This is a genomic window from Micromonospora sp. NPDC005707 (assembly GCF_040631005.1).
Classification (GTDB): Bacteria; Actinomycetota; Actinomycetes; order Mycobacteriales; family Micromonosporaceae; genus Micromonospora.
On record NZ_JBEXYR010000008.1, the window covers coordinates 380,854 to 403,775 of the forward strand.

Sequence of the window (22,922 nt, forward strand, 5' to 3'; positions counted from 1 at the left end):
CGGGGTCCCATCGGTACGCAGGAACGGGTCAGGCCGGGTTCGCGCCGGCGCGGTTGCGGCCCCGCCGCAGCGCGCGCAGCGCGTCGAGGTGCAGGGTGGTCCGCCAGCGCCAGGCGCCGGCCAGGTACGCCGCCGCGCCGCCGACCGCCACCAGCGCGCGCACCGGCGCCGAGGCGTCGAGCAGGCTGGCCAGCCCGAGCGGCAGGCCGAACGCGGCGACGGCCAACGCCATCGCGGCGCGGGTGCCGGCCCCGAACGGGTGCAGCCGCATCGACCACCAGAGCTGGGTCAGCGGCACCAGGTTGGTCAGGAGGATGGAGACCGTCCAGGCCAGGGCCGCGCCGAGGATGCCGTAGCGCGGGATGAGCAGGACGTTGGCGACCACGTTGAGCACCGTGCCGGCCATCGCGTTGTAGAACGTCCAGGCGGTCCGGCCGGCCATGTTCAGCACCATGTCGACCATGCCGCAGCCGGTGGCGACCAGCATGGTGAGCGCGAGCAGCACCACCACCCGGTGACCGTCGCCGTAGCCGGAGCCGAACAGCGCCAGCATCGGCGTGGCGAACGCCGCGAACACCAGGTAGGCCGGCCAGGAGAGCAGCACCAGCCACCCGGTGGCGGCCTGGTAGAGCTGCCGCGCCTCGGCGCGGTCGTCACGGGCGAAGGCGGCGGCCAGCCGGTGCTGCACCGAGCTGGAGAGCGCGACGCTGGAGAGCTGGCCCAGCGCCAGGAACCGGGTCGCCGCCGTGTAGACAGCCGCGTCGGCCGGCCCGCGCAGGGCGCTGAGCAGCACGATGTCCAGCCGCTGCACCACGATCGCGGCCAGGCTGCTGACGGCGCGCGGGCCGGTGAACCGCCAGAACGGCCCGACCAGCTCGCCCGCCGGCACCGGCCGGGTCACGTTCCGGCCGGCACGGCGGACCAGCTTGCCCAGCCAGGCCAGGGCGACCGCCGCGGCGATCAGGTAGGGCACCACCCAGGCCAGCGGCAGGGCGACGGTGGCGGAGAGCCCGAGCCAGGCGGCCACCGCCACGGCCAGGAACTGCACCAGCGTGCGGCCGAGCCGTTCCACGGTGAGCAACGGCCGCATCTGGCCGAACCCGCGGCAGGCGGCGAGCGCGTAGTCGTTCAGCGCGGCCAGCGGCACGAAGGCCAGCAGGATGCGCAGCGCGGTCACCGCGCCCGGACCGGCCTCCGGCATGGTGGCCTCGGCCAGCGCCGGGGCGGCCAGCCAACCGGCCAGGCCGAGCAGCACGCCCACCGCCAGCACCGGCAGCAGCCCGGCCAGGATCGTGCCACGGATCCGGTCCCGCTCGTCGAGGGTCCGGTGCCGGCTGACGAAGTAGACGGTCCCCACGTCGGTGCCGAGCCGGGCCGCCGAGGCGGCGATCATGAAGGCGCTGGTCGCCGCGAAGAACATGCCGGCCTCGCGGACCGACCAGCCCCGGGCGATGACGATGTTCAGGCCGAAGCCGGCCACCGCGGCAAGGCCCACCCCGACCAGGTTGGCGAAGCCCTGCCGGGCCGCGCCGCCCAGGCCCGCGCCCGCACCGGGGCCGCCGGCCGGTGCGGTCAGCGTCGGGGTGGCGCCGGCGTCCGCCCGGGTCACCGCCGCCACGACGGCACGCGTCCCCACCAGGAGGCCAGCCGCTCGTCGTACGGTGCGAAGTGGTCCTCCAGCCGGGCCCGCAGCTCGGCCGACATGGGCGAGCGGGACCGCGAGTTGTGCTTGCCGAAGGCGATGTCCGCCCACCGGGGCAGGCCGAGGAAGTCGCAGACCGCGTCGAAGGACGGGCGCGGATCGGCGAAGAAGTCGTCGCTGTCGATCACGTGCAGCCGCTCCCGGCCGACCAGCGCCTCCAGCCGCTCCACCTGCTCGATGTAGCGCCCGCGGGCCAGGTAGGCGTTGTGCTGCAGGTGGTGGCTCGAGTACGTCGGGTCGGCGGTCATCCGCTCCCGCTCACCGGCCGTCCGCTGCTCCTCCAGCGCCAGCGCCCGCTCGAAGTCCCGCTCGGTCTCGTAGCCCCGGGCCAGCTCGTGCGAGTGCGCCGAGTAGGCCCGCTCCACCGGGTCGCGGAGCAGCACCAGCAGCTTCACCGAGGGCAGGTCCCGGGCGATCCGCTGCGCGGCCAGCGGGTGGAACATGTAGTAGGGGCTCGACTCGCCGGTGATCCCGCGTACGCCGAGCTGCGCCTTCACCGCCTCCGCCTTGCCGGTGGTGGGGAAGTGCCCGAGGTACCAGCTCATCCCCCGGTGGTAGTCCATGTCGAAGTAGTGCACGCCCTTGTGATAGGCGGGCGGCAGCATCCCCGGATGCTGCGAGAGCGTCTTGAACAGCGAGGTGGTGCCGCAGCGCTGCGCCCCCACGATCAGGAATCCCGGCACCATCCGCGACCCGGCGGTCAACCGACCGACCGTCCGGCTCACCGACTTCACCGCGCGGAGCGCCTGCTCCTTGGCCAGCGTCACGTCCCCACTCCTCACTCTCACCGGGCCCGACGGGCCAGGTGCTCCTCCACGGCGGGCAGCAGCCAGGTGTCGACGTGCCCCAGTCGCGCACCCGCCTCCGCCTGCCGGTCCCGGAGATAGCGTGCCGCCAGCTCCACGAGGTAGAGCACGGCGACCAGGTCGGTGCCCCGGCCGTCGGCGTCGAACGGCGCCAGGCTCCGCGCCGCCCCGGCGATCAGCGCCCGCGCGGCCTCGGTCGGCTCCACCCCGTCGTTGCCGATCGCGGTCTGCACCACCCGGTGCAGCGCGTCGTAGCCGACCGGCACGTCCGCCTCGAACCGCTCCCAGTCCCAGACCAGCACCCGGCCGTCGGCCAGCACCGCGCTGTTGCCGCCGTTCCAGTCGCCGTGCCAGGCGCCGAACGCGACCGTCGGATCCAGGTCCGCGACCGTCTTCAGCACCGCGCGCAGCCGCCCGGCCTCCGGGCGCGCGCCGAGCGCGTCCACCGCGTCGGCCAGCCGGGCCGCGTGGTCGCTCCCGGCCCAGGACCGCCGGCGTACGCCCAGACAGCCGGCGACCGCCACCATGGCCGCCCGCTCGGCCGCCTCGGCGGCGGCCGGGGTGGCCCGGGGCAGCCGCACCGGCAGCGCCTCCTGCACCAGCAGCGCGTGCCCGTGCCAGTCGCCGTGGTGGCGTACCCCGGCCACGGTCACCGGGCCGAGCGGCAGGCCGGCAAGCCGGGCCAGCGCGGCGGCCTCCGCGTCGACCAGCGCGCGGGTCAGCGGGTCGACGCCCAGCTTCGCGTACCCGAGGGCCCGGCCGTCCGGGGCGAGCAGTTGCAGCACCGGCTTGCGGTTCGCCCGGGCCGGCCCGATGTGCAGGCTGACCAGCGCCCGCTCGCCCAGCACCTCGGCCAGGTACGCGTCCAGCCCACCGCCGGCCACCACCAGCCGGTCGCGGAACACGAGCGGCCCCAGCCCGAGCCGGAACGCGGTGGCCAGGCCCTGCCGGACCAGCCTGGCCTTGCGGCCGACCGCCTCGGTGGAGTGCCGGACGGCGCTCGCCGCGGCGCGGCCGGAGCCGGTCGGGACCAGCAGCCGGGGGCGGGACGCCGACGGCACCACCACCCAGCCGGCGCCGCCCCTGCGCAGGGCGGGTTCCGCCGGCTCGGGCCAGATCAGCCCGGCCAGCTCACCGAGGTAGGCGGAGCGGCCGTCGCCGTCCGGGGGTACGCGGAACACCATCAGCGGTCACCGGCTGCTTCCAGTCGGGCCCGTAGCCCGGCCACGGTGCCCCGGGGCGGCGCCGGCGCGAGCGCCCGGCGGAGCCGGTCGTTGCGGGCGAGCAGGGCGACCGAGATCAGGCCGTAGGCGAGGGTGGCTTCCAGTGCGCCGTAGGTGAACTGGAAGAAGAGCATGAGGATGAGCACGAGACTGCCGGCGATCCCGATGGCGCTGTGGTCGCGCCGGTAACGCCAGAGGCAGTAGAGGAAGAAGCCGTTGTAGGCGATCGCGCCCACGTAGCCCTGGCCGACCAGCAGCGCCCAGAGCTGGCCGTTGCTGCCCAGCTCCCGGTTGCCGCACTGCTTGCAGTCGTCGGACTTGCCGATGGCGATCGACCGGTTGCTGCCGATCAGCGCCCGGTTGCCGCCGTAGCCGAGGATCGGTGAGTGGTTCGCCGCGGTGACCGCGCCCTCGGAGAGGGTGGTGCGGATGTCGTCGCTGTGCCCGTTCTGGAGTCGCTCGTCGAAGGTGCGGCCCAGCGGTGTGGCGACGATCAGCACCCCGATCAGACCGACCGCCAGGGCGAGCCCGCCGAGGACCACCATCCGGCCGCGCAGGGCGAGCCGGATCGCCACGTAGACCGCGGAGATGCCGAGGCCGATCCAGAGGCCGCGGTTGAGTGAGTAGATGATCGGGAAGATCGCGGCCAGCGCGATGGCCACGCCGGCCACCCGGCGCAGCGGCTTACCCAGCACCACCCAGCCGACGATCAGCCAGACGAGCAGGATCGCCGTGTTCTCGCCCCAGGAGTTCGTGTAGGTGAACGGCGCGGACGGCCGGGGCGAGCTGGCCTCGCCCTCGATCACCTGCTGGACCTGGGCGAACTTCACGTCCATGAGCGAGGCGACGAAGGGCTGGCTGGCGATCGAGTGCGGCAGGATGAACCGCAGCGGCGCGACGAAGCCGAGGGTCGGGAAGAGCGAGCCGAGCCAGCCGCCGATCACCACGACCACGCCCATGAACCCGAAGAGCCGGACGACCCGGCGCCGGGACAGCTCCCGCTCGCCCAGGTTGTAGACGTAGAGCATGACCACGGTCATGCTGACGAAGTTGGCCAGCCGGATGGCCCAGCCGATGTACCGGCCGCCGCCGCCGGGCGGCAGCGTGTTCGGCGCCGTGAGGCCGAGCATCGCGGCGGAGAGAACCAGCCAGAGCAGCAGGAGTAGCCAGATCCCGAAGCCCGGCGGCACCCGGAGCGGGCCCCGGCGGACCATCTGCACCAGCATCGGCACCGCGAAGATGACGAAGACGAAGCTGGACACCCCGAGCGCCCACCACAGCGGGTAGAGCACGAAGAGCGCGATCAGCGGCCACGCCGTGGGCAACCGCAGCGACCAGCCCTTCGGCCGCATCGTGGCCGGCGGGAGCCGGTTCCCGGCGGGCGGCGGTCCCGCCGCGTCGACCGGGGCCGACCCGCGCGCCGGGCGGGGCGGGGTGACGGTGCTCATTTCACGGTGACCTTGGCGGTGGTCGGCGCGTAGATCACCCAGGCGTTGCCGGGTTGCGGGTGCAGGAGGTCGCCGCCGGCGTCGGCGAGGGTGCAGACCATCCCCAGACCCGGCTTGCGCCACCGGCCCTTCGCGCTGGACGGCCCGGAGACCGCCACCACCGCGCCCTCACCGAAGACGTTCGCCGACGGGAGCGACCGCGGCGACGGGTTCCGGACGTCGAGGGTCCGGTATTCCATGGTCAGCACGATCACCGACGCGGCGCTCACCTTCGCGGTGCCCACCTTGCCCACCCAGAGCGACTTCTGCTGGTCGTACCGCCAGACCATGGGCGGGCCGCCGGAGACGGTGACCGACAGTTCGGTGGCCGGGACGAGGTCCCGCCCGGCGAGTACGGCGCCGTCGGTGGCGTGGTCGAGGGGTGGCGTGGGCGGCTGGCCGCCCTTCGGCGCGGCCTTGAGCAGCGCGGCCGTCGAGGTGTACCCGTCGTCGATGGCGTCGCCGTCGTCCGGGGTGACCCCGGCCAGCCCGGACTTCTCGAACTGGGTCAGGAAGCCGGTGGGGCCGCCGGCGTAGCCGACGACGGGGCGCAGCACGGCGACCGACCGGATGTCGACCGGGCGGATCTCGGTGACCGGGCCGACCTTGGCGGCGTCACGGGAGTGGAACACCGCGGTCAGGTGCAGCGTGTCGGACTCGGCGAACTCGGCGTAGACCAGGTCGGCCGCGTCCAGCCCGGCCGGGGTCGTCGAGGGGCTGACCCGCAGCGGCACGGCGACCGCCTGGCGGCCGGCCAGCGGCGCCGCGCTCACCGGCGCGCCGGTCAGCGGGCCGGCGGGCAGGCTCGGGGTCGGGCTCGGCGCGGGCGTCGCCGGGGCGTTGCCCGGGTCGACCACGTCGACGCTGCCCGCCTCGGGCTGGGGCTCGCTGCAGGCCGTGCCGAAGCCGACCACGAAGGCCGGGGCGAGGGCGGCGCGAAGCAACTGCCGACGCTTCACCCCAGGTCCTCGCCGGAGTCGAGGGCGTAGCTGCGGCCGTCGCCGTCACCCCGGGACCGGTAGGTGCCGCCGCTGCCGTTGACCGGCAGCGGCTTGCCCGGCGCGGGCGGCTTGACCGACGCCTTGCCCGGGGCCGGCGGTTTCGCGGAACCGGAACCGGCGGAGGCGCCCGAGGCGGACGGGTGCATGCGGGGCAGCACCATCGTGGACTCGGCGGACGGGCCGGGGCTCGGCCGCGGCTTGGGCCGGTTGGCCGGGGCCGCCGGCCGGGTGGCGCCGGGGGTCGGTGCGGGCAGGCGCGGGGCCAGCACGGCCCCGATCACCGGTGCGTTGACCTGCTCGAACTGCTGGAGCGCGGCGGTGATCTCGCCGCTGCGGGTCCGCCCGCTCTCGGCCACCACGATCACCGCGTCGACGTGCCGGCCCAGCGCCTGCGCCTCCACGGCGAGGGTCGGCTGGGCGGTCTCGATGATCACGTGGTCGAAGCGCGCGGACAGCTCGCGGAGGATCTCCAGCAGGCCGGAGACCGGCAGCTCGACCTCGGCGTCCAGGTCGCCCGGGACGAGCACCCGGAGCTGGCCGAGGCCGGGCAGCGGGGCCAGCGCCTTGAGCGCCGGCACGTCCCGGCGGAGCACCGACGCCAGGCTGTGCCGCCCCTCGGCCACCCCGGTGATGCTGCTCAGCGCCGAGTCCGGCTTGGTGGTGATCAGCGCGACCTGCTGGCCGGTGCGGGCGTACGCGGCGGCCAGGTTGGCGGCGACGAACCCGGCGGCGGTGCCGGCCGAGCCGTCGCAGAGCAGCAGCTGGCGCCCCCGGCCGGCCTGCGCCGGCTCGGGCACCGCGGAGAGCAGCACGTTGCGCAGCCGGCCCAACTCGCGGGAGATCTTGTGGGTGGCCGGCAGCACCGTCAGCGACGGGGTGCGCGCGGGCAGCTCCTGCAGCAGCGGCAGGCCGACCCGGTCGGAGATGTCGCGCCCCCGGCGGATGCGGGTGTCCAGCCGGTCCAGCACCAGCGCCAGCACGATGCCGAGCAGCAGGCCGGCGCCCATGCCGCTGGCCAGGTTCAAGGTCCGGTTGGGCGAGCTGGGGCTCTCCGGCAACCGGGCGTCCGAGATGATCTCGCCCGGGTCGCTGTCGGCGGAGAGCAGCGGGCTGAGCCGGTTGTTCAGCGAGGTGAGCTGGTTGGTCAGCACGCTCCGGTCGGCCTCGGCGCGCTCCCGCTCGGGGCTGTTGGCCGGCGCCGCGGCGATCCGCCCGGCGACCGCGCTGAGCTGCTTGTTCACGTCGGTGATCTGCTGCTTGAGCGCGGTGGTCTCGTTGTCCAGCGCCTTCTGCGCGGTGGCCTTGCGCAGGTCGAGGTAGGCCTGCGCGAAGGCGTGCGACCCGGACTGCGCCTGGGTGGGGCTGTCGGCCTCGTAGGCCACCTGGAGGATCTGGCTGTTCGGCGGAACGGTGACCGTCACCGACTTCACCAGCTGGTCGGCTCCGGTGTCGACCTTCATCAGGCCCTTGGCCCGCTCGGCCACGACCAGCGAACGGATCACCTGCGCCTCGGTGTCGAGGTTCACCTTGGCGTTGGGGTTGCTCTCCGCGCCGGCACTGAGCGGGCGCACCAGCAGCGACGTGCCCGACGTGTAGCGCGCGTGCTGGAGCTGGCTCACCGCCAGGCCGCCGGCCAGACCGAGAACCGCGGCGAGGAGCAGGATCCACCAACGGCGGCGCAGCCAGCCCAGGTAGGCCATCAGGGCAAGCCCGTCGGAGTCGCTCTCGGCCAAATGGGGTGAGGGCATCAGAGTCTGTCGCTCCCTTTCGACCGAGCCGGGCAGTCCACGGCACAGCTGGACCTGACCGTGACCTTGAGTGTCCCCGATCCGAACGATGAGGGAAAGTCTGCTCACGTTCCGGTAAGCCTGCCCAGGTGTAGGCAGCCCGCGTAGATATGGCCGATCGGCGCTGGCCATTCGGCGGGTTTCCCGGTGTCGGGCCCGACCTGCCCCCGGGGTCGGCGTCGCCGTCGGCCCTCGTGCGGAGCGGTGACGGAATCCTGACACATCATCGGCCGGCGCGGTTGGCCCGGCCCGCCACGACGGTCGTACGCGGCCTGACCTCGGTCCTCGCAGCCTCCGCCGGATCCCGTTCACGGGAATCCCGGGGTGACCCGACCGGCCGGTGGGGATCCGTCCAACGGCCCCTTCAGTTGTCCACCCCTGCGCCAGTAGGTTGTCATGACGCGTCCGAGGGTCATTCACGAAAATCCGGACGTGGTCGCGGCGTACGGGGAGGAACATTCTGGTGAGCGGGTCAATCGACGACTCGGGGCAGGTCCTGCTGGTCGGCTCCAGTGGCGGGCATCTGGCCCAGCTCCTGGCGCTGGAGCCGTGGTACCGGGAGCGGCGTCGGGCGTGGGTCACCTTCGACACCCCGGACGCGCGCTCGCTGCTCGACGGCGAGGACGTGGTCTGGGCCCACCACCCCACCACCCGGAACGTCCGGAACCTGGTCCGCAACGCCTTCCTGGCGCTGAAGGTGATCCGCCGGCGCCGGGTCGACGCCGTGGTCACCACCGGCGCCGGGGTCGCCCTGCCGTTCGTGGTCGCGGCCCGGCTGCGCCGGATCCCGACGGTCTACATCGAGGTCTACGACCGGATCGACAGCGCGACGCTGACCGCCCGGCTCTGCCGCCCCTTCCTCTCCGCGATGCTCGTGCAGTGGGAGGAGCAGCGCCGCATGTACCCGGAGGCGACCGTCGTGGGGAATCTCCTGTGAGCGCGAGGAGTGAGCCGGTTCTGCGAGCCCCGCAGTCGCGAACGAAGGTGGTGCTGTGAGCGCCCAGTTGCCCCGGCAGCGTGACGGGCGGACGGCGCCGTACGTGCTGGTCGTCGTCGGCACCGACGTGCACCGGTTCGACCGGCTGGTGGGCTGGCTGGAGCGGTGGCACGCCGGCCGGCCCGGCGTCCGGCTCGTCCTCCAGTACGGCCACAGCCGCCCACCGGCGCTGCCCGAGGCCACCCCGTTCCTCGGCCACGAGGAACTCCAGCGGGCGATGGCCGAGGCGACGCTCGTGGTGAGCCACGGCGGCCCGGCCACCATCACCGAGGCCCGGCGCACCGGCCACCTGCCGATCGTGGTCCCCCGCGACCCGGCCCACGACGAGCACGTCGACAACCACCAGCAGCTGTTCTCCCGGCGGCTGGGCGCGGCCGGCATGGTCCACCTGTGCGAGTCCGAGGCCGCGCTGGTCGCCGCCCTCGACGAGGGCCTCGCCGACCCGGCCCGGTTCGTCCTGGCCGCGGACCCGGACCGGCCCGATCCGCGCGCCGAGGCGGTGGCCCGGGTGGGCGCGGTGATCGACGGCCTGGTGGCCCGCCGGGTGCACCAGCGCGCCGGCGGGCGGCGCCGGTGAGCGCCCCGGAGCCGGCCGAGCCCCGCGTCCTCTTCGTCGGCGGCCTCGGCCGCAGCGGCTCGACGCTGCTGGAGCTGCTGCTCGCGCAGAGCGCCGACGTCTGCGCGGTCGGTGAGGTCGTGCACCTCTGGGAGCGGGCGCTCGGCGCCGACGAGCGGTGCGGCTGCGGCGAGCGCTTCACCGCCTGCCCGTTCTGGCAGCAGGTGGGTGAGCAGGCCTTCGGCGGCTGGTCCGCCGTCGACCGGGACGACGTGCTGGCCCTCAAGGACCGGGTCGACCGGACCCGGCACATTCCCCGGCTGGCCAAGAACTCGCTCTCCGCCGAGCAGCTCGCCGATGTCCGCCGCTACGCCGACCTCTACACCCGCATCTACCGGGCCGCCCTCGCGGCGACCGGCGCCCGGGTGGTGGTCGACTCCAGCAAGCACGCCTCGCTCGCCTTCGCGCTGCGCTGGGCGGAGGGGCTCGACCTGCGGGTGCTGCACCTGGTCCGGGACAGCCGGGCGGTGGCGTACTCCTGGGGCAAGCAGGTGCGCCGGCCGGAGGTGGTCGACGGCGAGGACTTCATGCCGACCTTCTCGCCGTTCGAGGTGAGCAAGCTGTGGACCGCGCAGAACGCCGCGTTCCACCTGCTCGCCGCCCGGGCGCAGGTGCTCCGGCTGCGCTACGAGGACTTCACCGCCGACCCGGCCGGCACGGTCCGCCGGCTGCGCGAGTTCGCCGGCCTGCCGGACGACCCCGAGGCGCTGCGCATCCTCACCTCCGACGAGTCCAGCTCGGCGCGTCCGTCGCCGCACCCCGACCTGGAGCCGTCGCCCCCCGCCGCCCCGTTCCGGGCGCACAGCGTCGCCGGCAACCCGCTGCGGTTCAGCGGCGGGCCGTTGACCGTGCGGCGGGACGAGGCGTGGCGGGATCGCCTGCCGCGCCGCAGCCGGGCCGTGGTCAGCCTGGCCACGCTGCCCTTCCGAGTCCGCTACGGCTACCTGGGCCAGCGGGGTTCCGACGAGTCCGTGGAGAAAGCATGAGTGGGCCGAGCATCTCGGTCGTCGTACCGACGCGGGACCGTCCGGAGCTGCTGCGCGCGGCACTCGACGCGATCCTCAGCCAGGCGCATCCCGGCCTGATCGAGGCCGTCGTGGTCTACGACCAGTCCGAGCCGGACCGCTCGCTGGAGCTGGACCGGGGCGACCGGCGGGTCCGGGTCATCACCAACACCCGCAGCCCGGGGCTGGCGGGGGCGCGCAACACCGGCATCGAGGCGGCCACCGGCGACCTCGTCGCGTTCTGCGACGACGACGACGAGTGGCTGCCGGGCAAGCTCGCCGCCCAGCTCGGCGCGCTCGACGTGCACCCGGACGGCGCGCTGGTCAGCTGCGGCATCCGGGTCAGCTACGACGACCGCACGGTGGACCGGTCGCTGGATCGGTCCCGGGTGTCGCTGGAGGCGCTGCTCCGCGACCGGCTCACCGAGCTGCACCCGTCCACGTTCCTGATCCGCCGGGCCGCCCTGCTCGATGCGATCGGGCTGGTCGACGAGCAGATCCCGGGCAGCTACGCCGAGGACTACGAGTTCCTGCTCCGGGCCGCCCGGTACGCGCCGCTGGTCAACGTCGAGAGCCCCTACGTGCTGGTTCGCTGGCACAAGCGCTCGTACTTCGCGCAGCGCTGGGAGACCATCTCGACCGCGTTGCAGTGGCTGCTGCGCCGCTACCCGGAGTTCGCCACGGTGCCGCACGGCGAGGCGCGGGTGGCCGGCCAGATCGCCTTCGCCCAGGCGGCCATGGGCAACCGGCGGGACGCTGTGCGCTGGGCCCGGCGCACCCTCGCCCGCAACCCCCGGGAGCCGCGCGCCTACCTGGCGCTGGCGGTGGCGAGCCGGGCCGTGCAGGCCGACCGGGTGCTGCGCACCCTGCACAAGCGCGGCCGGGGCATCTGAGCCGTACGCGGAACGGGCGGGCGACCAGCCGGTCGCCCGCCCGTTTCCCCGCACGGGGTCAGGCCACGCAGAAGGACTTCCACGCCTGGATGCTCGGCTGGTCGAGCAGCCGGAAGTCGCCCTGGCTGACCACCTGGTTGTAGTAGGCCACGAACTCCGGCCGCTGGCCGTTGAGGAAGCCGGTCATCGAGCGGATCCAGGTCGCCCGCCCGCTGCCCGAGTCGCCCGGCACCAGGTCACTGCCGGTCTCGGCGACGCCCCAGGGCTTGCCCAGCGCCTTGGACTTGCTGATCATCTCGCCGTAGATCTCCTGCGGCGAGGCGTACCGCTTCCACTTGGCGCCCCAGTTGTAGCAGTCCCAACCGAGGGTCTCGATCACGTCGCCGCCGGGGTAGAAGGCGTCGAAGCTGCGCCCGGACTTCGGGTCGAGCGTCCAGCACATCAGGATCAGCGTGTTGATCAGCTTGGGGTTGCCGGCCCGGTTCGCCAGCCCGGCGACCCGCTTCCACGCCGTCCGGTACGCCGCCGTGGTGAACGCGCCGCGCTCGACGTCGTCCTCGGGCTCGTGGAAGTAGGACCAGTACACGTTGTGCTCGCGCGGGATCGAGGCGAACCAGGAGGCGAGCCGCGAGTCGTACTTGCCGGAGTTGATGTCCTGCGGCGAGGCCTTGAAGGAGACGACCACGGTCCGGTCCACGACGTCGGCCCGGCTGCCGTTCCAGGCCGGCGGCAGCCCGGGGAAGAACACGCGGGCCATCCGCAGCTTGCCGAAGGTGCGGTCGGAGCGGCTGAGCGCCTGGCCGAAGCTCTCCCCGTTCTGCACGCCGATCGACGCGCCCGGGAGGGTCAGCCGGGTGCCGGCGAAGCCCGGTGTGGTGCCGGCGGAGGTCGACGGCGACACGGCTGGCTTGCCGCCGAGGCCCTGTTCGGCGCTCGGGGTGGCGGCGCCGGGCGTTGCCGCGCCGCTCGGGCCGGCCGACTGCGCCGGCCCGCCGGTCCGCGGCGCCTCGCCGGCCTGCCGGGTCTCGTCGGGGCGGAGGGTCGCCACGGCGACGCCGCCGCCCGCGACGGCGAGCACGAGGGCCGCGGCGAGGGCGACCCGCCAGCGCCGGCGGGAACCCCCGGGCGGCGTCGGGGTCGGCGCGACCGGCGGCGGTGGCGGCTGGTCGGCGCCACCGGCGCCCGGCCCGGTCCAGGCGCCCTCCGGGGGCGGCCCGGGCGGGGTGGCCGTGGTGGCCGGCGCGCCCTCGGCCCACCCGGCCTCCAGGCCGGTCCCGGCGGGCGGCGGCCCCCAGCCGCCGTGCCCGGCCCGATCGGTGTCCACACCCTGTGGCGGCCAGTCGTGCTCCCCGCCCGGTGGCGGCCAGTCGTGCTCCCCGCCGCGCGGGGGCCAGTCGTGCTCCCCGCCGTGTGGCGGCCAGTCGGCGTCCGCCGCCTGAGGTGCCGGGTCGGCGTCGGGATGTCCAGCCGGGGCGGCCTGCCGCGCCGGCCAGGCGGGTCCCCGGTCGGCGCCGGCCCACCGGGGGTCGGCGTGGCCGGCGTCCGGCCCGGTCTCCGGCCAGGGCAGGCCGGATCGGGCCTCGGCCGGTGGCACCGGCGGCGCGGCCTCTGGCCAGGGCAGGCCCGGCGCGCCCTGCTGGCGCGGGACGTCCTGCCCCGGCCAGAGGCCGGTCGGCTGTCCGAAGGCGTTGTGCTGGTCTCGCTCGGCCGGCATGACCCTCCCTGGCTGGCGGTGGCCCGTCTCTCGGGGCTCAGGTCGGACGTGCATTCCGACCGACGATATCCTCCGGTCACCTGAGCCGTGCGTACCGCAACACTCAGCCGAACGCCCCACCCGGGGTGTCGGTGACGGTTGAAGCGGGCATCTCGACCCCGGTGCGGGCGATCGCGTCGAGCAGCCGGTCGGCCAGCTCGGGGCGGCAGACCAGCAGATCCGGCAGGCGCGGGTCGGCCCGGTTGTAGCGCAGCGGCGACCCGTCGACCCGGGACGCGTGCATCCCGGCGCCCAGGGCCACCGCCACCGGGGCGGCGCTGTCCCACTCGTACTGGCCGCCCGCGTGGACGTACGCGTCGACCTCGCCGGTCACCACGGCGCAAACCTTGACCCCGGCGGAACCCATCGGCACGGCCTGCGCGCCGAGCAGCTCGACCAGCTCGCCGACGAACGCCGGTGGGCGGCTGCGGCTCACCGCGATCCGGATCGGCCCGTCGACCGCCTTCGGGGTCGGGCAGGCGGTGCCGAGGATCAGCTGGTCACCGTCCACCGTGGTCCGGGCCGGCATGCCCACGGCACCGGCGACCAGGGCGCCGTCGGGCGCGGCCGAGCGCTGCCAGAGCGCCACGTGCACCGCCCAGTCGTCCCGCCCGGCCTCGGAGAACTCCCGGGTGCCGTCCAGCGGGTCGATGATCCAGACCCGGTCGGCGTCGTGCCGGGGCGCCCGCTCGCCGTCCGCCCAGGCCCGGCGCGAGTCGGCCTCCTCCTCGGAGAGCACCGCGTCGGCGGGCCGCCAGCGGGCCAGCGCGGCGGTCATGAGCTCGTGCGACGCGCGGTCGCCGGCGTCCTTGAGCGCCTTCGGGTCGGCGAAGCCCTGCCGGTCCCGCAGGGCGGTGAGCGCCTCGCCCGCCCGGCCGGCCAGCCACTGCGCGAACTGCTGGTCGTCGAGCCGTCCGGCGTCGTCCTCGGTCACGAGCCTCACCACCTGTCTCCCCGGGCCTGCCGCGACCCGCAATCCTTCGGCGGCCGGTGGTCCCGGCGCCAGCTTCCGGTCGGATGGTAGACAGCCGTGAAATCGTTTCGAATCCGCGTCGGCCCTGGTGGACGGAGCGGCCGCCCGCATGTTGAACTTCGCGTGTATGGCGGTCGGACCCGGCGGGCCAGGCCCTAGGCTCGTGCGCATGACCGCCGAGCAGCTGATCTCCTTCGCCCGTGGGGCTCCCTCGCTGGACATCATCGATGTCGAGGGGCTCAAGGCCGCCGCCGTCCGCGCCTTCGACGCCGACCCCGCCGGGATCACGGCGTACGGCACCTCCGTCGGTTACCCGCCCCTGCGGAAGTGGATCGCGGAGAAGCACGGCGTCGAGGCCGACCAGGTACTGATCACCAACGGCTCGCTCCAGGCCGACGCGTTCCTCTTCGACCACCTGGTCCGCCGGGGCGACGCGGTGGTGGTCGAGCGCCCGACGTACGACCGGACGCTGCTCAACCTCCAGCAGATGGGCAGCGAGATCCACGGCGTGACGATCCAGCCGGACGGCCTGGACACCGCCGAGCTGCGCAAGCTGCTGGAGTCGGGGGTCCGGCCGCGGCTGGCCCACGTCATCCCGAACTACCAGAACCCGGCCGGTGTGACCCTCTCCCTGGAGAAGCGTCGCGAGCTGCTCGACCTGGCGGCCGAGTACGACTTCACGATCTTCGAGGACGACCCGTACGCGGACATCCGGTTCCGGGGTGAGCCGCTGCCCTCGATGCTGTCGATGGACACGCGGGGCGTGGTGGTGCACGCCTCCAGCTTCACCAAGACGGTCTGCCCGGGCGTCCGGGTCGGCTACCTGGTGGGTCCGGCCGACGTGATCGCGAAGATCGCCAAGCGGGCCACGAACCTCTACATCTCGCCGGGCATGGTCTCCGAGGCCATCGTGCACCAGTTCTGCGTCTCCGGCGAGATCGACCGGTCGATCCAGACGGTGCGGACGGCGCTCGGCGAGCGCGCCGAGGTGCTGGCCGAGTCGCTGCGCCGGCACATCCCCGAGGCCCGGTTCGTGGAGCCGGACGGCGGTTACTTCCTCTGGATCGAGCTCCCCGAGGACGTGGAGGTCGACCGGCTCGCCCCGGCGGCGGCGGAGCGCGGCGTCGCGGTGGTCAAGGGCAGCGACTTCATGATCGACGGTGGCCGGCACGCGCTGCGGCTGGCCTTCTCCGCGGTGACGGCCGACCGGATCGACGAGGGCGTCCGGCGGCTCGCCGAGGCGATGGCGGCCGTCCGAGGCTAGCTGTCTGTCGGGTTTCCGACAGAAAGGCGATACCGACCGGTCCGGCTCTCCCGCTGGGCCGGTCGGCGACCCACAATGCTGCGAGCGCCGCTCACCTTTCCTCGGTGACCGGTCCGCCGACCGGGGAGCCACGGGCTGCCCCGTCCGGGCCGTCGGCGCGCACAGCACAACTCCCGCCCCCAATGGGTGCCGGGTGGGCCGTGTCGCCCCTCACCCCCCTGACGCGGCCGGCCCGCCCGGCGCCGTCACCGCTCTCTCGACCGGGCGTGACGCGGATCGCAGTCCGGCCGCCCGCCCCGTGCTCGGCCGCGCTGCGCCTCGTCCCGACCGGCGTAACCTGCAAGCCGCAGCTTCGTGGAGAGGGGGCGAGATGACGGACCGGGTGGCACGCGACCGCGACGCCGCGCAGAACAGCGACCGGGCGCCCAGACCACGGGCCTGGGCGGCGCCGGTACGTGCCATGTCCCGCATCCTCAACGCCGACGGCTCCCCGCGTACGACGCTGCCGGCCGACCGGGACCGGAGCGGGATCGTCGACTGCGGTCTCTACGTCGACGGCGAGCGCCGGCCCGGCGAGTGGACCTACGCCGACGCCCTGACCGCCGCCCGCCAGGAGCGGAACGGGTTCGTCTGGCTCGGCCTGCACGAACCGGAGCTGGACGAGATGACCGCGATCGCGGCCACCTTCGGCCTGCACGAGCTGGCCGTCGAGGACGCGGTCAAGGCCCAGCAACGCCCGAAGCTGGAGCGCTTCGGCGACGTGGCCTTCCTGGTGCTGCGCACCGCACGCTACTGCGAGCACACCGAGCTGACCGAGAACTCCGAGGTGGTGGAGACCGGCCAGGTGATGCTCTTCATCGGGCCGAACTTCCTGATCAGCGTCCGGCACGGGGACGCCTGCCGGCTGTCGCCGGTCCGGGCCGACCTGGAGGCGAAGCGGGACCTGCTGCTGCACGGCCCGTGGGCCGTCGCGTACGCGGTCACCGACCGGGTGGTGGACCTCTACCTGGAGGTGGCCGACCGGCTGGAGGACGACCTCGACGTGCTGGAGGCGGACGTCTTCGACCGGCAGAGCAGCGGCCGGATCCAGCGGATCTACCAGATGAAGCGGGAGCTGGTGGAGTTCAAGCGGGCCGTGGTGCCGTTGCAGCGGCCGCTGCTCACCCTCACCTCGCAGGTCAACCGGGAGGTGCCACAGGAGGTGCGGCGTTACTTCCGGGACGTGCAGGACCACCTGAGCCGCACCGTCGAGCAGGTGAACTCCTACGACGACCTGCTCAACTCGATCCTCCAGGCGCGGCTGGCCCAGGTCACCGTCGACCAGAACAACGACATGCGCAAGATCGCGGCCTGGGCCGCCATCGGTGCGGTGTGGACCGCCATCGCGGGCATCTACGGCATGAACTTCAAGAACATGCCGGAGCTGGGCTGGACCTACGGCTACCCGGGCGTGTGGGCGCTGATGCTGATCTCGTCGTTCACGCTCTACCGGCTGTTCCGCCGCAACGGCTGGCTCTGACCGGCAGACGGAAGCGCCGGCCGCGCGGGGTCATCCCCGCACGCCGGCGCTGTCCGTGACCGTCGGGTCAGCGGCGACCGCTGGACTTGGCGGTGCTCCGGCCGTTCTGCGTGGCCTTGGTGACGTCGTCCGCCGGGCGGCCGGAGACGTCCTTGGCGCCCTCGGCGACCGAGGGGACCTTGTCGGTCGGCTGGATCACCGGCTGGCTGCTCGACGTGGCGGTCGAGGCGCTGCCGCTGCCGGCCACCGCCGAGCTGCCGGCGCCGGTCGGCCCGGCCTGGGTGACCTTCGCGGTCGCGTCGGGGGTCTCCACCACGATCGTGTCCACGTCCTCCCGCATCGGCTCCAGCTTGCCGGTCGGGTCGTACTCGGCCCATTCCTGCTGCTCGCGGCGGCGGCGCATGGCCATCGCGCCGGCCAGGCCGGCGACGGTCCCGGCGACCAGCAGGCCGGTCGTCATGCCGCGGGACCTCTTCTGCTTCTTCTTCGCGGCCTTCATGTTCTTCGCCTTCACCTTCTTGCTCGTCGCGGCCTGCTTGGCGGCGGCGGCCTTCCGGCCGGTCAGGGCCTTGCCGGCGGCCTCGGCCTGGGCGTTGCGCATCGCCATGAGCAGCGGCGCGAGTGCGGCGACCGTCGACGCGACGCCGCTCGACGCCCGGTCCCGGACGACGATCGCGGTGGGCGCGACGGCGCCCCGGGCTGCCTGGACGCGCGGGCCGACCGTGGCGCCGGCACCCTTCGCCGCGTGCGCGGCGGCCTGCCTCAGGTGACCGATGCCCTGGTTCAGCTCGACCTTCGCGAGCTGCCCCTGGGTCTTGCGCCGCCCGATTCCAAACACGGTCCCACCTCCTGGGAGTTGTTCCTCCGTCATCCTCCACCTTCGGATGCCTCCGCATGACCAGATCGGGCACATGGGAGGATCCGCATGGAACTGACCAACGAGTGAGGAGTACCCGTGGCCGAGGCTGTCTACGCCACCTTGCACACCAACGCTGGCCCGATCCGGTTGGAGCTCTTCCCGAACCACGCGCCGAAGACCGTCCGCAACTTCGTGGAGCTGGCCGAGGGCACCCGGGAGTACATCGACCCGCGCACCGGCCAGCCGGGCAGCGGGCCGTACTACGACGGCACCATCTCGCACCGCGTGATCAGCGGCTTCATGGTCCAGATGGGTGACCCGACCGGCACCGGTCGCGGTGGCCCGGGCTACAAGTTCGGCGACGAGTTCCACCCGGAGCTGCGCTTCGACCGGCCGTACCTGCTGGCGATGGCGAACGCGGGGCCGGGCACCAACGGCTCCCAGTTCTTCATCACGGTGGGCCCGACGCCGCACCTGAACAACCGGCACACCATCTTCGGCCAGGTCGCGGACGAGCAGTCGGCGAAGGTCGTCGACTCGATCGCGAACACCCCGACCGGCCCGAGCGACCGGCCGCTCCAGGACGTGGTCATCGAGCGCGTCGAGATCGAGCGCAAGCCGGCCTGAGCGCGACGCGGGTACCTTTGCTCGCATGACTGAGCGCTCCGGGCAGGCAGGCGACGCCACCGGCGGGCCGGCGCCGACCACTCCGGTCTGCTACCGGCACCCCGATCGGGAGACGTACGTCCGGTGCACCCGCTGTGACCGGCCGATCTGCCCGGAGTGCATGCGGGACGCCTCCGTGGGCCACCAGTGCCCGGAGTGCGTCAGCGAGGGACGCCGCAGTGTGCGGCCGGCGCGTACCGCCTTCGGGGGCGGTGCCGCCGGCCGCCAGGGCTACGTCACCAAGACCCTGATCGCGCTGAACGTGTTGGTGATGGTCCTTTCCATCGCCTCCGACCGGGGTGGGGACGCCGCCGCCGGCGGGTCCGGCTTCGGCGGCCTCATGGGCGGCTCGACGCCGCTGACCAACTGGGGCGCGGTGCTGGGCTACGCCCCGTATGCCGCCTTCGGCGAGCCGCACGGCGTCGCCGCCGGTGAGTGGTACCGGCTGGTCACCGCGATGTTCCTGCACTACGGCGTGGTGCACCTGCTGCTCAACATGTGGGCGCTCTGGGTGCTCGGCCGGACCCTGGAGGCGGTGCTCGGCCCGCTGCGGTTCCTGGCGCTCTACCTGATCGCCGGGCTCGGCGGCAACGTCGCGGTCTACCTGTTCAGCGCCCCCAACCAGCCCGCGGTCGGGGCGTCGACGGCCATCTTCGGCCTCTTCGCCGCGATCTTCGTGATCATGCGCCGGCTGGGCCGGGACACCTCGGCCATCGTGCCGATCCTGGTGATCAACCTGATCTTCACGTTCACCGTGCCGGGCATCTCGGTGGCCGGGCACCTCGGCGGCCTGGTGGTCGGCGCGCTGATGGCCCTGGTCCTGGCGTACGCCCCGCGGATGCGGCGCACCGCCTTCCAGGTGGCCGGCGGGGCGATCCTGCTGGTGGCGCTGCTCGGAATGGTCCTCGTCCGCACGGCCGCGCTGACCGGCTGACCGGGCGCGGCGGGCTCAGCCGGCGGCGGGCTCAGCGCGCGGCGGCGCGGGCGGCCTCCAGGGCGGCGGCGACCTCCTCGGGCGGCGCGTCCAGGTCGTAGCGGCCGAACAGGTGCAGCGACTCGCCCGCGTCGATCTCCAGCGTCTCGGCGGTGAGCCCGCGCCGGGTACGCCGTTCCACCCGGACCGCCTCCACGGCCGCCCAGGGCAGCCGCCGCCGGCCGGCGTAGCCGTGGATCACGGTGATCCCCTCCCCGTCGGCGGCCAGCCGGACCGGCGCGACCAGGTCGCGCAGCGCCCAGCCGAGCAGCGCGGCGGCGGCCAGCGCGGCGAGCACCAGCTGGACCCGGTCCTCGGCGGCGAAGAGCAGGCCGAGAGCGACCAGGACGAGCGCGCCGAGCGCCTTGACCGCCGGCAGCACGGGCGACACCCGCCACTGGCGGGCCGGGGACGACTGGGGAGTCACCGCCCCAGCATGCCAGCCGGGCGGGCCCGGAACCGGGGGGAGGACGACCGGCCGGGTCAGCACGTAGGATCGGGGCAAGCCAGGTTACCGGGGAGTAGACATGAGTGACGCGGTCATCGTCGGTGCGGTACGGACCCCGGTCGGGCGGCGCAAGGGCAGCCTCGCCGGCGTCCACCCGGTCGACCTCTCGGCGCACGTGCTGCGGGCCCTCGCCGAGCGGACCGGCATCGACCCCGAGCAGGTCGACGACGTGGTCTGGGGCTGCGTGTCGCAGGTCGGCGAGCAGTCGTGGAACGTGGCGCGCAACGCCGTCCTGGCCGCCGGCTGGCCCGAGTCGGTCCCCGGCACCACGCTCGACCGGCAGTGCGGGTCCAGCCAGCAGGCGCTGCACTTCGCCGCCGCCACCGTCCTGTCCGGCCAGGCCGACCTGGTGGTCGCCGGTGGCGTCGAGTCGATGACCCGGGTGCCGATGGGCTCCAGCGTGGCGGGCGGGATGCCGTTCAGCGCCGCGATCCTGGAGCGCTACCGCGGCGTCGAGGGCGTCGCCGAGGACAGCCCCCTCCCGTTCAACCAGGGCGTCGGGGCCGAGCTGATCGCCCAGCGGTGGCGCTTCTCGCGCACCCAGCTCGACGAGTTCGCCCTCGCCAGCCACGAGAAGGCGGCCGCCGCGCAGGACGCCGGGGCATTCGACCCGGAGCTGGCCCCGGTGGCGCTGGCCGACGGCGGCAAGTTCACCGCCGACGAGGGCATCCGGCGGGACACGTCGCTCGCCAAGCTCGGTGAGCTGCCCACCCCGTTCAGGGCCGACGGCGTCGTCACCGCCGGGTCCGCGTCGCAGATCTCCGACGGGGCCGCGGCGCTCGCGGTCACCACGAGCGAGTGGGCCAGCCGGCACGGCCTGCGGCCGCTGGCCCGGGTGCACACCGCCGTGGTCGCCGCCGACGACCCGGTCACCATGCTCACCGCCCCCATCCCGGCCACCGCGAAGGCGCTGCGTCGCGCGGGGCTGGGCATCGAGGAGATCGGGGTGTACGAGGTGAACGAGGCGTTCGCCCCGGTGCCGCTGGCCTGGCTGGCGGAGACCGAGGCGGACCCGGAGCGGCTGAACCCGCGCGGCGGGGCGATCGCGCTCGGCCACCCGCTCGGCGGGTCCGGCGCCCGGATCATGACCACGATGCTCCAGCACATGCGGGACAACGGGATCCGTTACGGCCTGCAGACCATGTGCGAGGGCGGCGGCATGGCCAACGCCACCATCGTCGAGCTGCTCTGAAATCGCTGGCCGCTGTCGGGGGCAGCGCCTAGCGTTCCGACCGTGACGACACCCGACTGGTCCGATCCGCTGTGGCGGGACGCTGCGCTGGCCTGGATCGCTGACGCGCTGGGCCGGCACGGCCGCCGGGCGGCCGGCCCGGTGGAGCCCCGGGTGCGCCCGTGGTCGCTGGTCTGGCGGGTGCCCACCGACGCCGGCCCGGTCTGGTTCAAGGCCAACAACCCGGGCACCCGCTTCGAGGCGGCGCTCCTGGCCGAGCTGGCCCGGCTCGCCCCGGGGGCGGTGCTCGACCCGCTCGCCGTGGACGCCGCGCGCGGCTGGTCGCTGCTGCCCGACGGTGGCCCGAGCCTGCGCGACGTGCTCGCCGGAGACCTGACGCGCTGGGAGCGGGTGCTGCCCGCGTACGCGGCGGTGCAGATCGCGGTCGCGCCGCGGGTCGACCGGCTGCTCGCCGCCGGGGTGCCCGATCACCGGCCGGAGCTGATGCCGGAGCTCCTCGACGGGCTGCTCGATGACTCCGACGCCCTGCTGCTCGGCGAGCCGAACGGGCTGACCCCGGAGCTGCACGCGCGGCTGCGCGCGTACCGGCCGGAGTTCGCGGCGACCTGCCGGCGGCTGGCGGAGTTCGGCGTCCCGGCCAGCGTCCAGCACGACGACCTGCACGACGGGAACGTCTTCGTCACCGACGCCGGCTACCGCTTCTTCGACTGGGGGGACGCCTCGGTGGCCCACCCGTTCGCCACCCTGCTGGTGACGCTCAACTCGGTAGCGCACGGCGCCGGGCTGCCGCCGGGCGACCCGATGCTGGGCCGGTTGCGGGACGCCTACCTGGAGGCGTGGACCGACCGGCACGACCGGGCCGCCCTGCGGGAGGCCGCCGGCCTGGCCATGACGGTCGCCACGGTGAGCCGGTCGCTGTCCTGGCGGCGGGCGCTGGCCACGCCCGACCCGGCCCGGGCCGAGTACGCGGCCGCGGTTCCCGGCTGGCTCGGCGAGGTGTTCGCCGCCCCGCCGGCCTGACGGGAGCCGCGGGGGCCGGAGCGGATGTCGCACCGGCGGTGCGATTTGCACGGGTGGAAGTTCCAGAAATCGGGAGTGACCCATATCACCCCTGCTCGCCTGCTCGTTGCATCTTGCATGGACGTGTTCTCGCGAACGTTCCTTCCGGCCGCCGCCGAGACCGGCCTGGCGACCCAGACCGTCAGCCGGCACATGCCGGTCTTCCGCCGGTGCGTCGGCTCGGGCGACGCGACCATCCTGGTCACCCGCTGCAGCCGTCCGGACCACCCGATCGGCGGCGACTACCTCATGCTGCTCACCCACCGCCGCCTGGTGGTCACCCAGCAGACCCGGGTGCTGCACCGACTGCGCCTGCACCTCAACACCGAGCTGCGCGAGCTGAGCAACGTCACCTGGAGCCCCGACCCGCGGTCGCACAGCGTGGAGCTGGCGGCTACCGCCATCGACGGGGTCCGGGAGCGGTTCCTCATCCGGACCCACCACCCGAAGCAGGTGTGGCAGCTCGACACCCTGCTCAACCACGCCTTCCGGACCCGGCTCCGGACGCCCGCGGAGCGGCTGGTCGCCACCATCGGCCAGCCGCCGGCCGCCACCCGCACGGCCGTGCTGCGTCCCGCGACGGTCCGCTGACCGGCTCCTTACCGAACCCGAACATTCCGCCGGCCGCCCGACCGGCCCC

General features: G+C 74.2%; 21 protein-coding genes. 11 read left to right on the top strand and 10 right to left on the bottom strand.

The annotated features are described in order from the left end of the window. Nucleotides 1–28: 28 nt before the first annotated feature. From ABZ452_RS19225 to ABZ452_RS19250, 6 genes are read right to left on the bottom strand one after another with little or no spacing between them, the layout of a single operon-like run. Nucleotides 29–1,636: a polysaccharide biosynthesis C-terminal domain-containing protein gene (locus tag ABZ452_RS19225; protein WP_357944421.1), complete on the bottom strand. Its 1,608-nt coding sequence runs from the start codon at nucleotides 1,634–1,636 to the stop codon at nucleotides 29–31. Next, the gene (locus ABZ452_RS19230; RefSeq protein ID WP_357944424.1) at nucleotides 1,606–2,469 is read right to left on the bottom strand and encodes a sulfotransferase domain-containing protein; all 864 of its coding nucleotides are present in this window, start codon (nucleotides 2,467–2,469) and stop codon (nucleotides 1,606–1,608) included. The genes ABZ452_RS19225 and ABZ452_RS19230 overlap by 31 nt, the downstream gene beginning before the upstream one ends. A gap of 17 nt (nucleotides 2,470–2,486) precedes the next feature. Beyond that, complete coding sequence (locus ABZ452_RS19235) at nucleotides 2,487–3,692, bottom strand: hypothetical protein (RefSeq protein ID WP_357944426.1); 1,206 nt, start codon at nucleotides 3,690–3,692, stop codon at nucleotides 2,487–2,489. Then, on the bottom strand, nucleotides 3,692–5,179 hold the full coding sequence (locus ABZ452_RS19240) for an O-antigen ligase family protein (RefSeq protein WP_357944428.1): 1,488 nt from the start codon (nucleotides 5,177–5,179) through the stop codon (nucleotides 3,692–3,694). Before ABZ452_RS19240 ends, ABZ452_RS19235 begins: the two co-directional genes overlap by 1 nt. Further along, nucleotides 5,176–6,177, bottom strand: a complete 1,002-nt coding sequence (locus ABZ452_RS19245; protein WP_357944431.1) for a DUF3048 domain-containing protein — start codon at nucleotides 6,175–6,177, stop codon at nucleotides 5,176–5,178. The genes ABZ452_RS19240 and ABZ452_RS19245 overlap by 4 nt, the downstream gene beginning before the upstream one ends. After that, nucleotides 6,174–7,967, bottom strand: coding sequence for a Wzz/FepE/Etk N-terminal domain-containing protein (locus ABZ452_RS19250; RefSeq protein ID WP_357944434.1), 1,794 nt, complete (start codon nucleotides 7,965–7,967; stop codon nucleotides 6,174–6,176). Before ABZ452_RS19250 ends, ABZ452_RS19245 begins: the two co-directional genes overlap by 4 nt. Before the next feature lie 499 nt (nucleotides 7,968–8,466). On the opposite strand from ABZ452_RS19250, the gene ABZ452_RS19255 reads away from it, so the two are divergent. From ABZ452_RS19255 to ABZ452_RS19270, 4 genes are read left to right on the top strand one after another with little or no spacing between them, the layout of a single operon-like run. After that, complete coding sequence (locus ABZ452_RS19255) at nucleotides 8,467–8,943, top strand: UDP-N-acetylglucosamine--LPS N-acetylglucosamine transferase (protein ID WP_091265599.1); 477 nt, start codon at nucleotides 8,467–8,469, stop codon at nucleotides 8,941–8,943. A 55-nt stretch (nucleotides 8,944–8,998) separates the two neighbouring features. Next, entirely contained in the window at nucleotides 8,999–9,580 is a 582-nt protein-coding gene (locus ABZ452_RS19260; protein ID WP_357944437.1) for a glycosyltransferase, read from the top strand. Continuing rightward, nucleotides 9,577–10,605, top strand: coding sequence for a sulfotransferase (locus tag ABZ452_RS19265; RefSeq protein WP_357944439.1), 1,029 nt, complete (start codon nucleotides 9,577–9,579; stop codon nucleotides 10,603–10,605). Before ABZ452_RS19260 ends, ABZ452_RS19265 begins: the two co-directional genes overlap by 4 nt. Then, complete coding sequence (locus tag ABZ452_RS19270) at nucleotides 10,602–11,516, top strand: glycosyltransferase family 2 protein (protein WP_355636656.1); 915 nt, start codon at nucleotides 10,602–10,604, stop codon at nucleotides 11,514–11,516. The genes ABZ452_RS19265 and ABZ452_RS19270 overlap by 4 nt, the downstream gene beginning before the upstream one ends. A gap of 58 nt (nucleotides 11,517–11,574) precedes the next feature. Here ABZ452_RS19270 and ABZ452_RS19275 read toward each other — a convergent pair whose 3' ends face one another. Together ABZ452_RS19275 and ABZ452_RS19280 are read right to left on the bottom strand one after the other, a co-directional pair. After that, entirely contained in the window at nucleotides 11,575–13,230 is a 1,656-nt protein-coding gene (locus tag ABZ452_RS19275) for a hypothetical protein (RefSeq protein ID WP_357944442.1), read from the bottom strand. Between the two features lie 103 nt (nucleotides 13,231–13,333). Beyond that, on the bottom strand, nucleotides 13,334–14,212 hold the full coding sequence (locus ABZ452_RS19280; protein WP_357944445.1) for a 3'(2'),5'-bisphosphate nucleotidase CysQ: 879 nt from the start codon (nucleotides 14,210–14,212) through the stop codon (nucleotides 13,334–13,336). Between the two features lie 199 nt (nucleotides 14,213–14,411). Here ABZ452_RS19280 and ABZ452_RS19285 point away from each other — a divergent pair, with 199 nt between their 5' ends. Continuing rightward, on the top strand, nucleotides 14,412–15,506 hold the full coding sequence (locus ABZ452_RS19285) for a PLP-dependent aminotransferase family protein (RefSeq protein WP_357944448.1): 1,095 nt from the start codon (nucleotides 14,412–14,414) through the stop codon (nucleotides 15,504–15,506). 370 nt (nucleotides 15,507–15,876) lie between these two features. Next, the gene (gene corA, locus ABZ452_RS19290; protein WP_357944450.1) at nucleotides 15,877–17,025 is read left to right on the top strand and encodes a magnesium/cobalt transporter CorA; all 1,149 of its coding nucleotides are present in this window, start codon (nucleotides 15,877–15,879) and stop codon (nucleotides 17,023–17,025) included. 67 nt (nucleotides 17,026–17,092) lie between these two features. Here corA and ABZ452_RS19295 read toward each other — a convergent pair whose 3' ends face one another. Continuing rightward, nucleotides 17,093–17,896 carry a hypothetical protein gene (locus ABZ452_RS19295; RefSeq protein WP_357944453.1) on the bottom strand — a complete coding sequence of 268 codons (804 nt, stop codon included), beginning with the start codon at nucleotides 17,894–17,896 and terminating at the stop codon, nucleotides 17,093–17,095. Between the two features lie 84 nt (nucleotides 17,897–17,980). Here ABZ452_RS19295 and ABZ452_RS19300 point away from each other — a divergent pair, with 84 nt between their 5' ends. Then, nucleotides 17,981–18,511 carry a peptidylprolyl isomerase gene (locus ABZ452_RS19300; protein ID WP_151465136.1) on the top strand — a complete coding sequence of 177 codons (531 nt, stop codon included), beginning with the start codon at nucleotides 17,981–17,983 and terminating at the stop codon, nucleotides 18,509–18,511. Between the two features lie 25 nt (nucleotides 18,512–18,536). Beyond that, entirely contained in the window at nucleotides 18,537–19,484 is a 948-nt protein-coding gene (locus tag ABZ452_RS19305; protein ID WP_357944456.1) for a rhomboid family intramembrane serine protease, read from the top strand. 31 nt (nucleotides 19,485–19,515) lie between these two features. On the opposite strand, the gene ABZ452_RS19310 is transcribed toward ABZ452_RS19305, so the two are convergent. Continuing rightward, nucleotides 19,516–19,950, bottom strand: coding sequence for a PH domain-containing protein (locus tag ABZ452_RS19310; RefSeq protein WP_357944458.1), 435 nt, complete (start codon nucleotides 19,948–19,950; stop codon nucleotides 19,516–19,518). Between the two features lie 100 nt (nucleotides 19,951–20,050). Between ABZ452_RS19310 and ABZ452_RS19315 the strand changes: the two genes are divergently transcribed. The 3 genes from ABZ452_RS19315 to ABZ452_RS19325 all read left to right on the top strand — a co-directional run bounded on the left by ABZ452_RS19315 (nucleotide 20,051) and on the right by ABZ452_RS19325 (nucleotide 22,873). After that, nucleotides 20,051–21,223, top strand: a complete 1,173-nt coding sequence (locus ABZ452_RS19315) for an acetyl-CoA C-acyltransferase (RefSeq protein ID WP_357944460.1) — start codon at nucleotides 20,051–20,053, stop codon at nucleotides 21,221–21,223. Nucleotides 21,224–21,265: 42 nt separating this feature from the next. Further along, nucleotides 21,266–22,243: a phosphotransferase gene (locus tag ABZ452_RS19320; protein WP_357944463.1), complete on the top strand. Its 978-nt coding sequence runs from the start codon at nucleotides 21,266–21,268 to the stop codon at nucleotides 22,241–22,243. Between the two features lie 117 nt (nucleotides 22,244–22,360). Next, complete coding sequence (locus tag ABZ452_RS19325; protein ID WP_357944466.1) at nucleotides 22,361–22,873, top strand: hypothetical protein; 513 nt, start codon at nucleotides 22,361–22,363, stop codon at nucleotides 22,871–22,873. Nucleotides 22,874–22,922 lie beyond the last annotated feature (49 nt).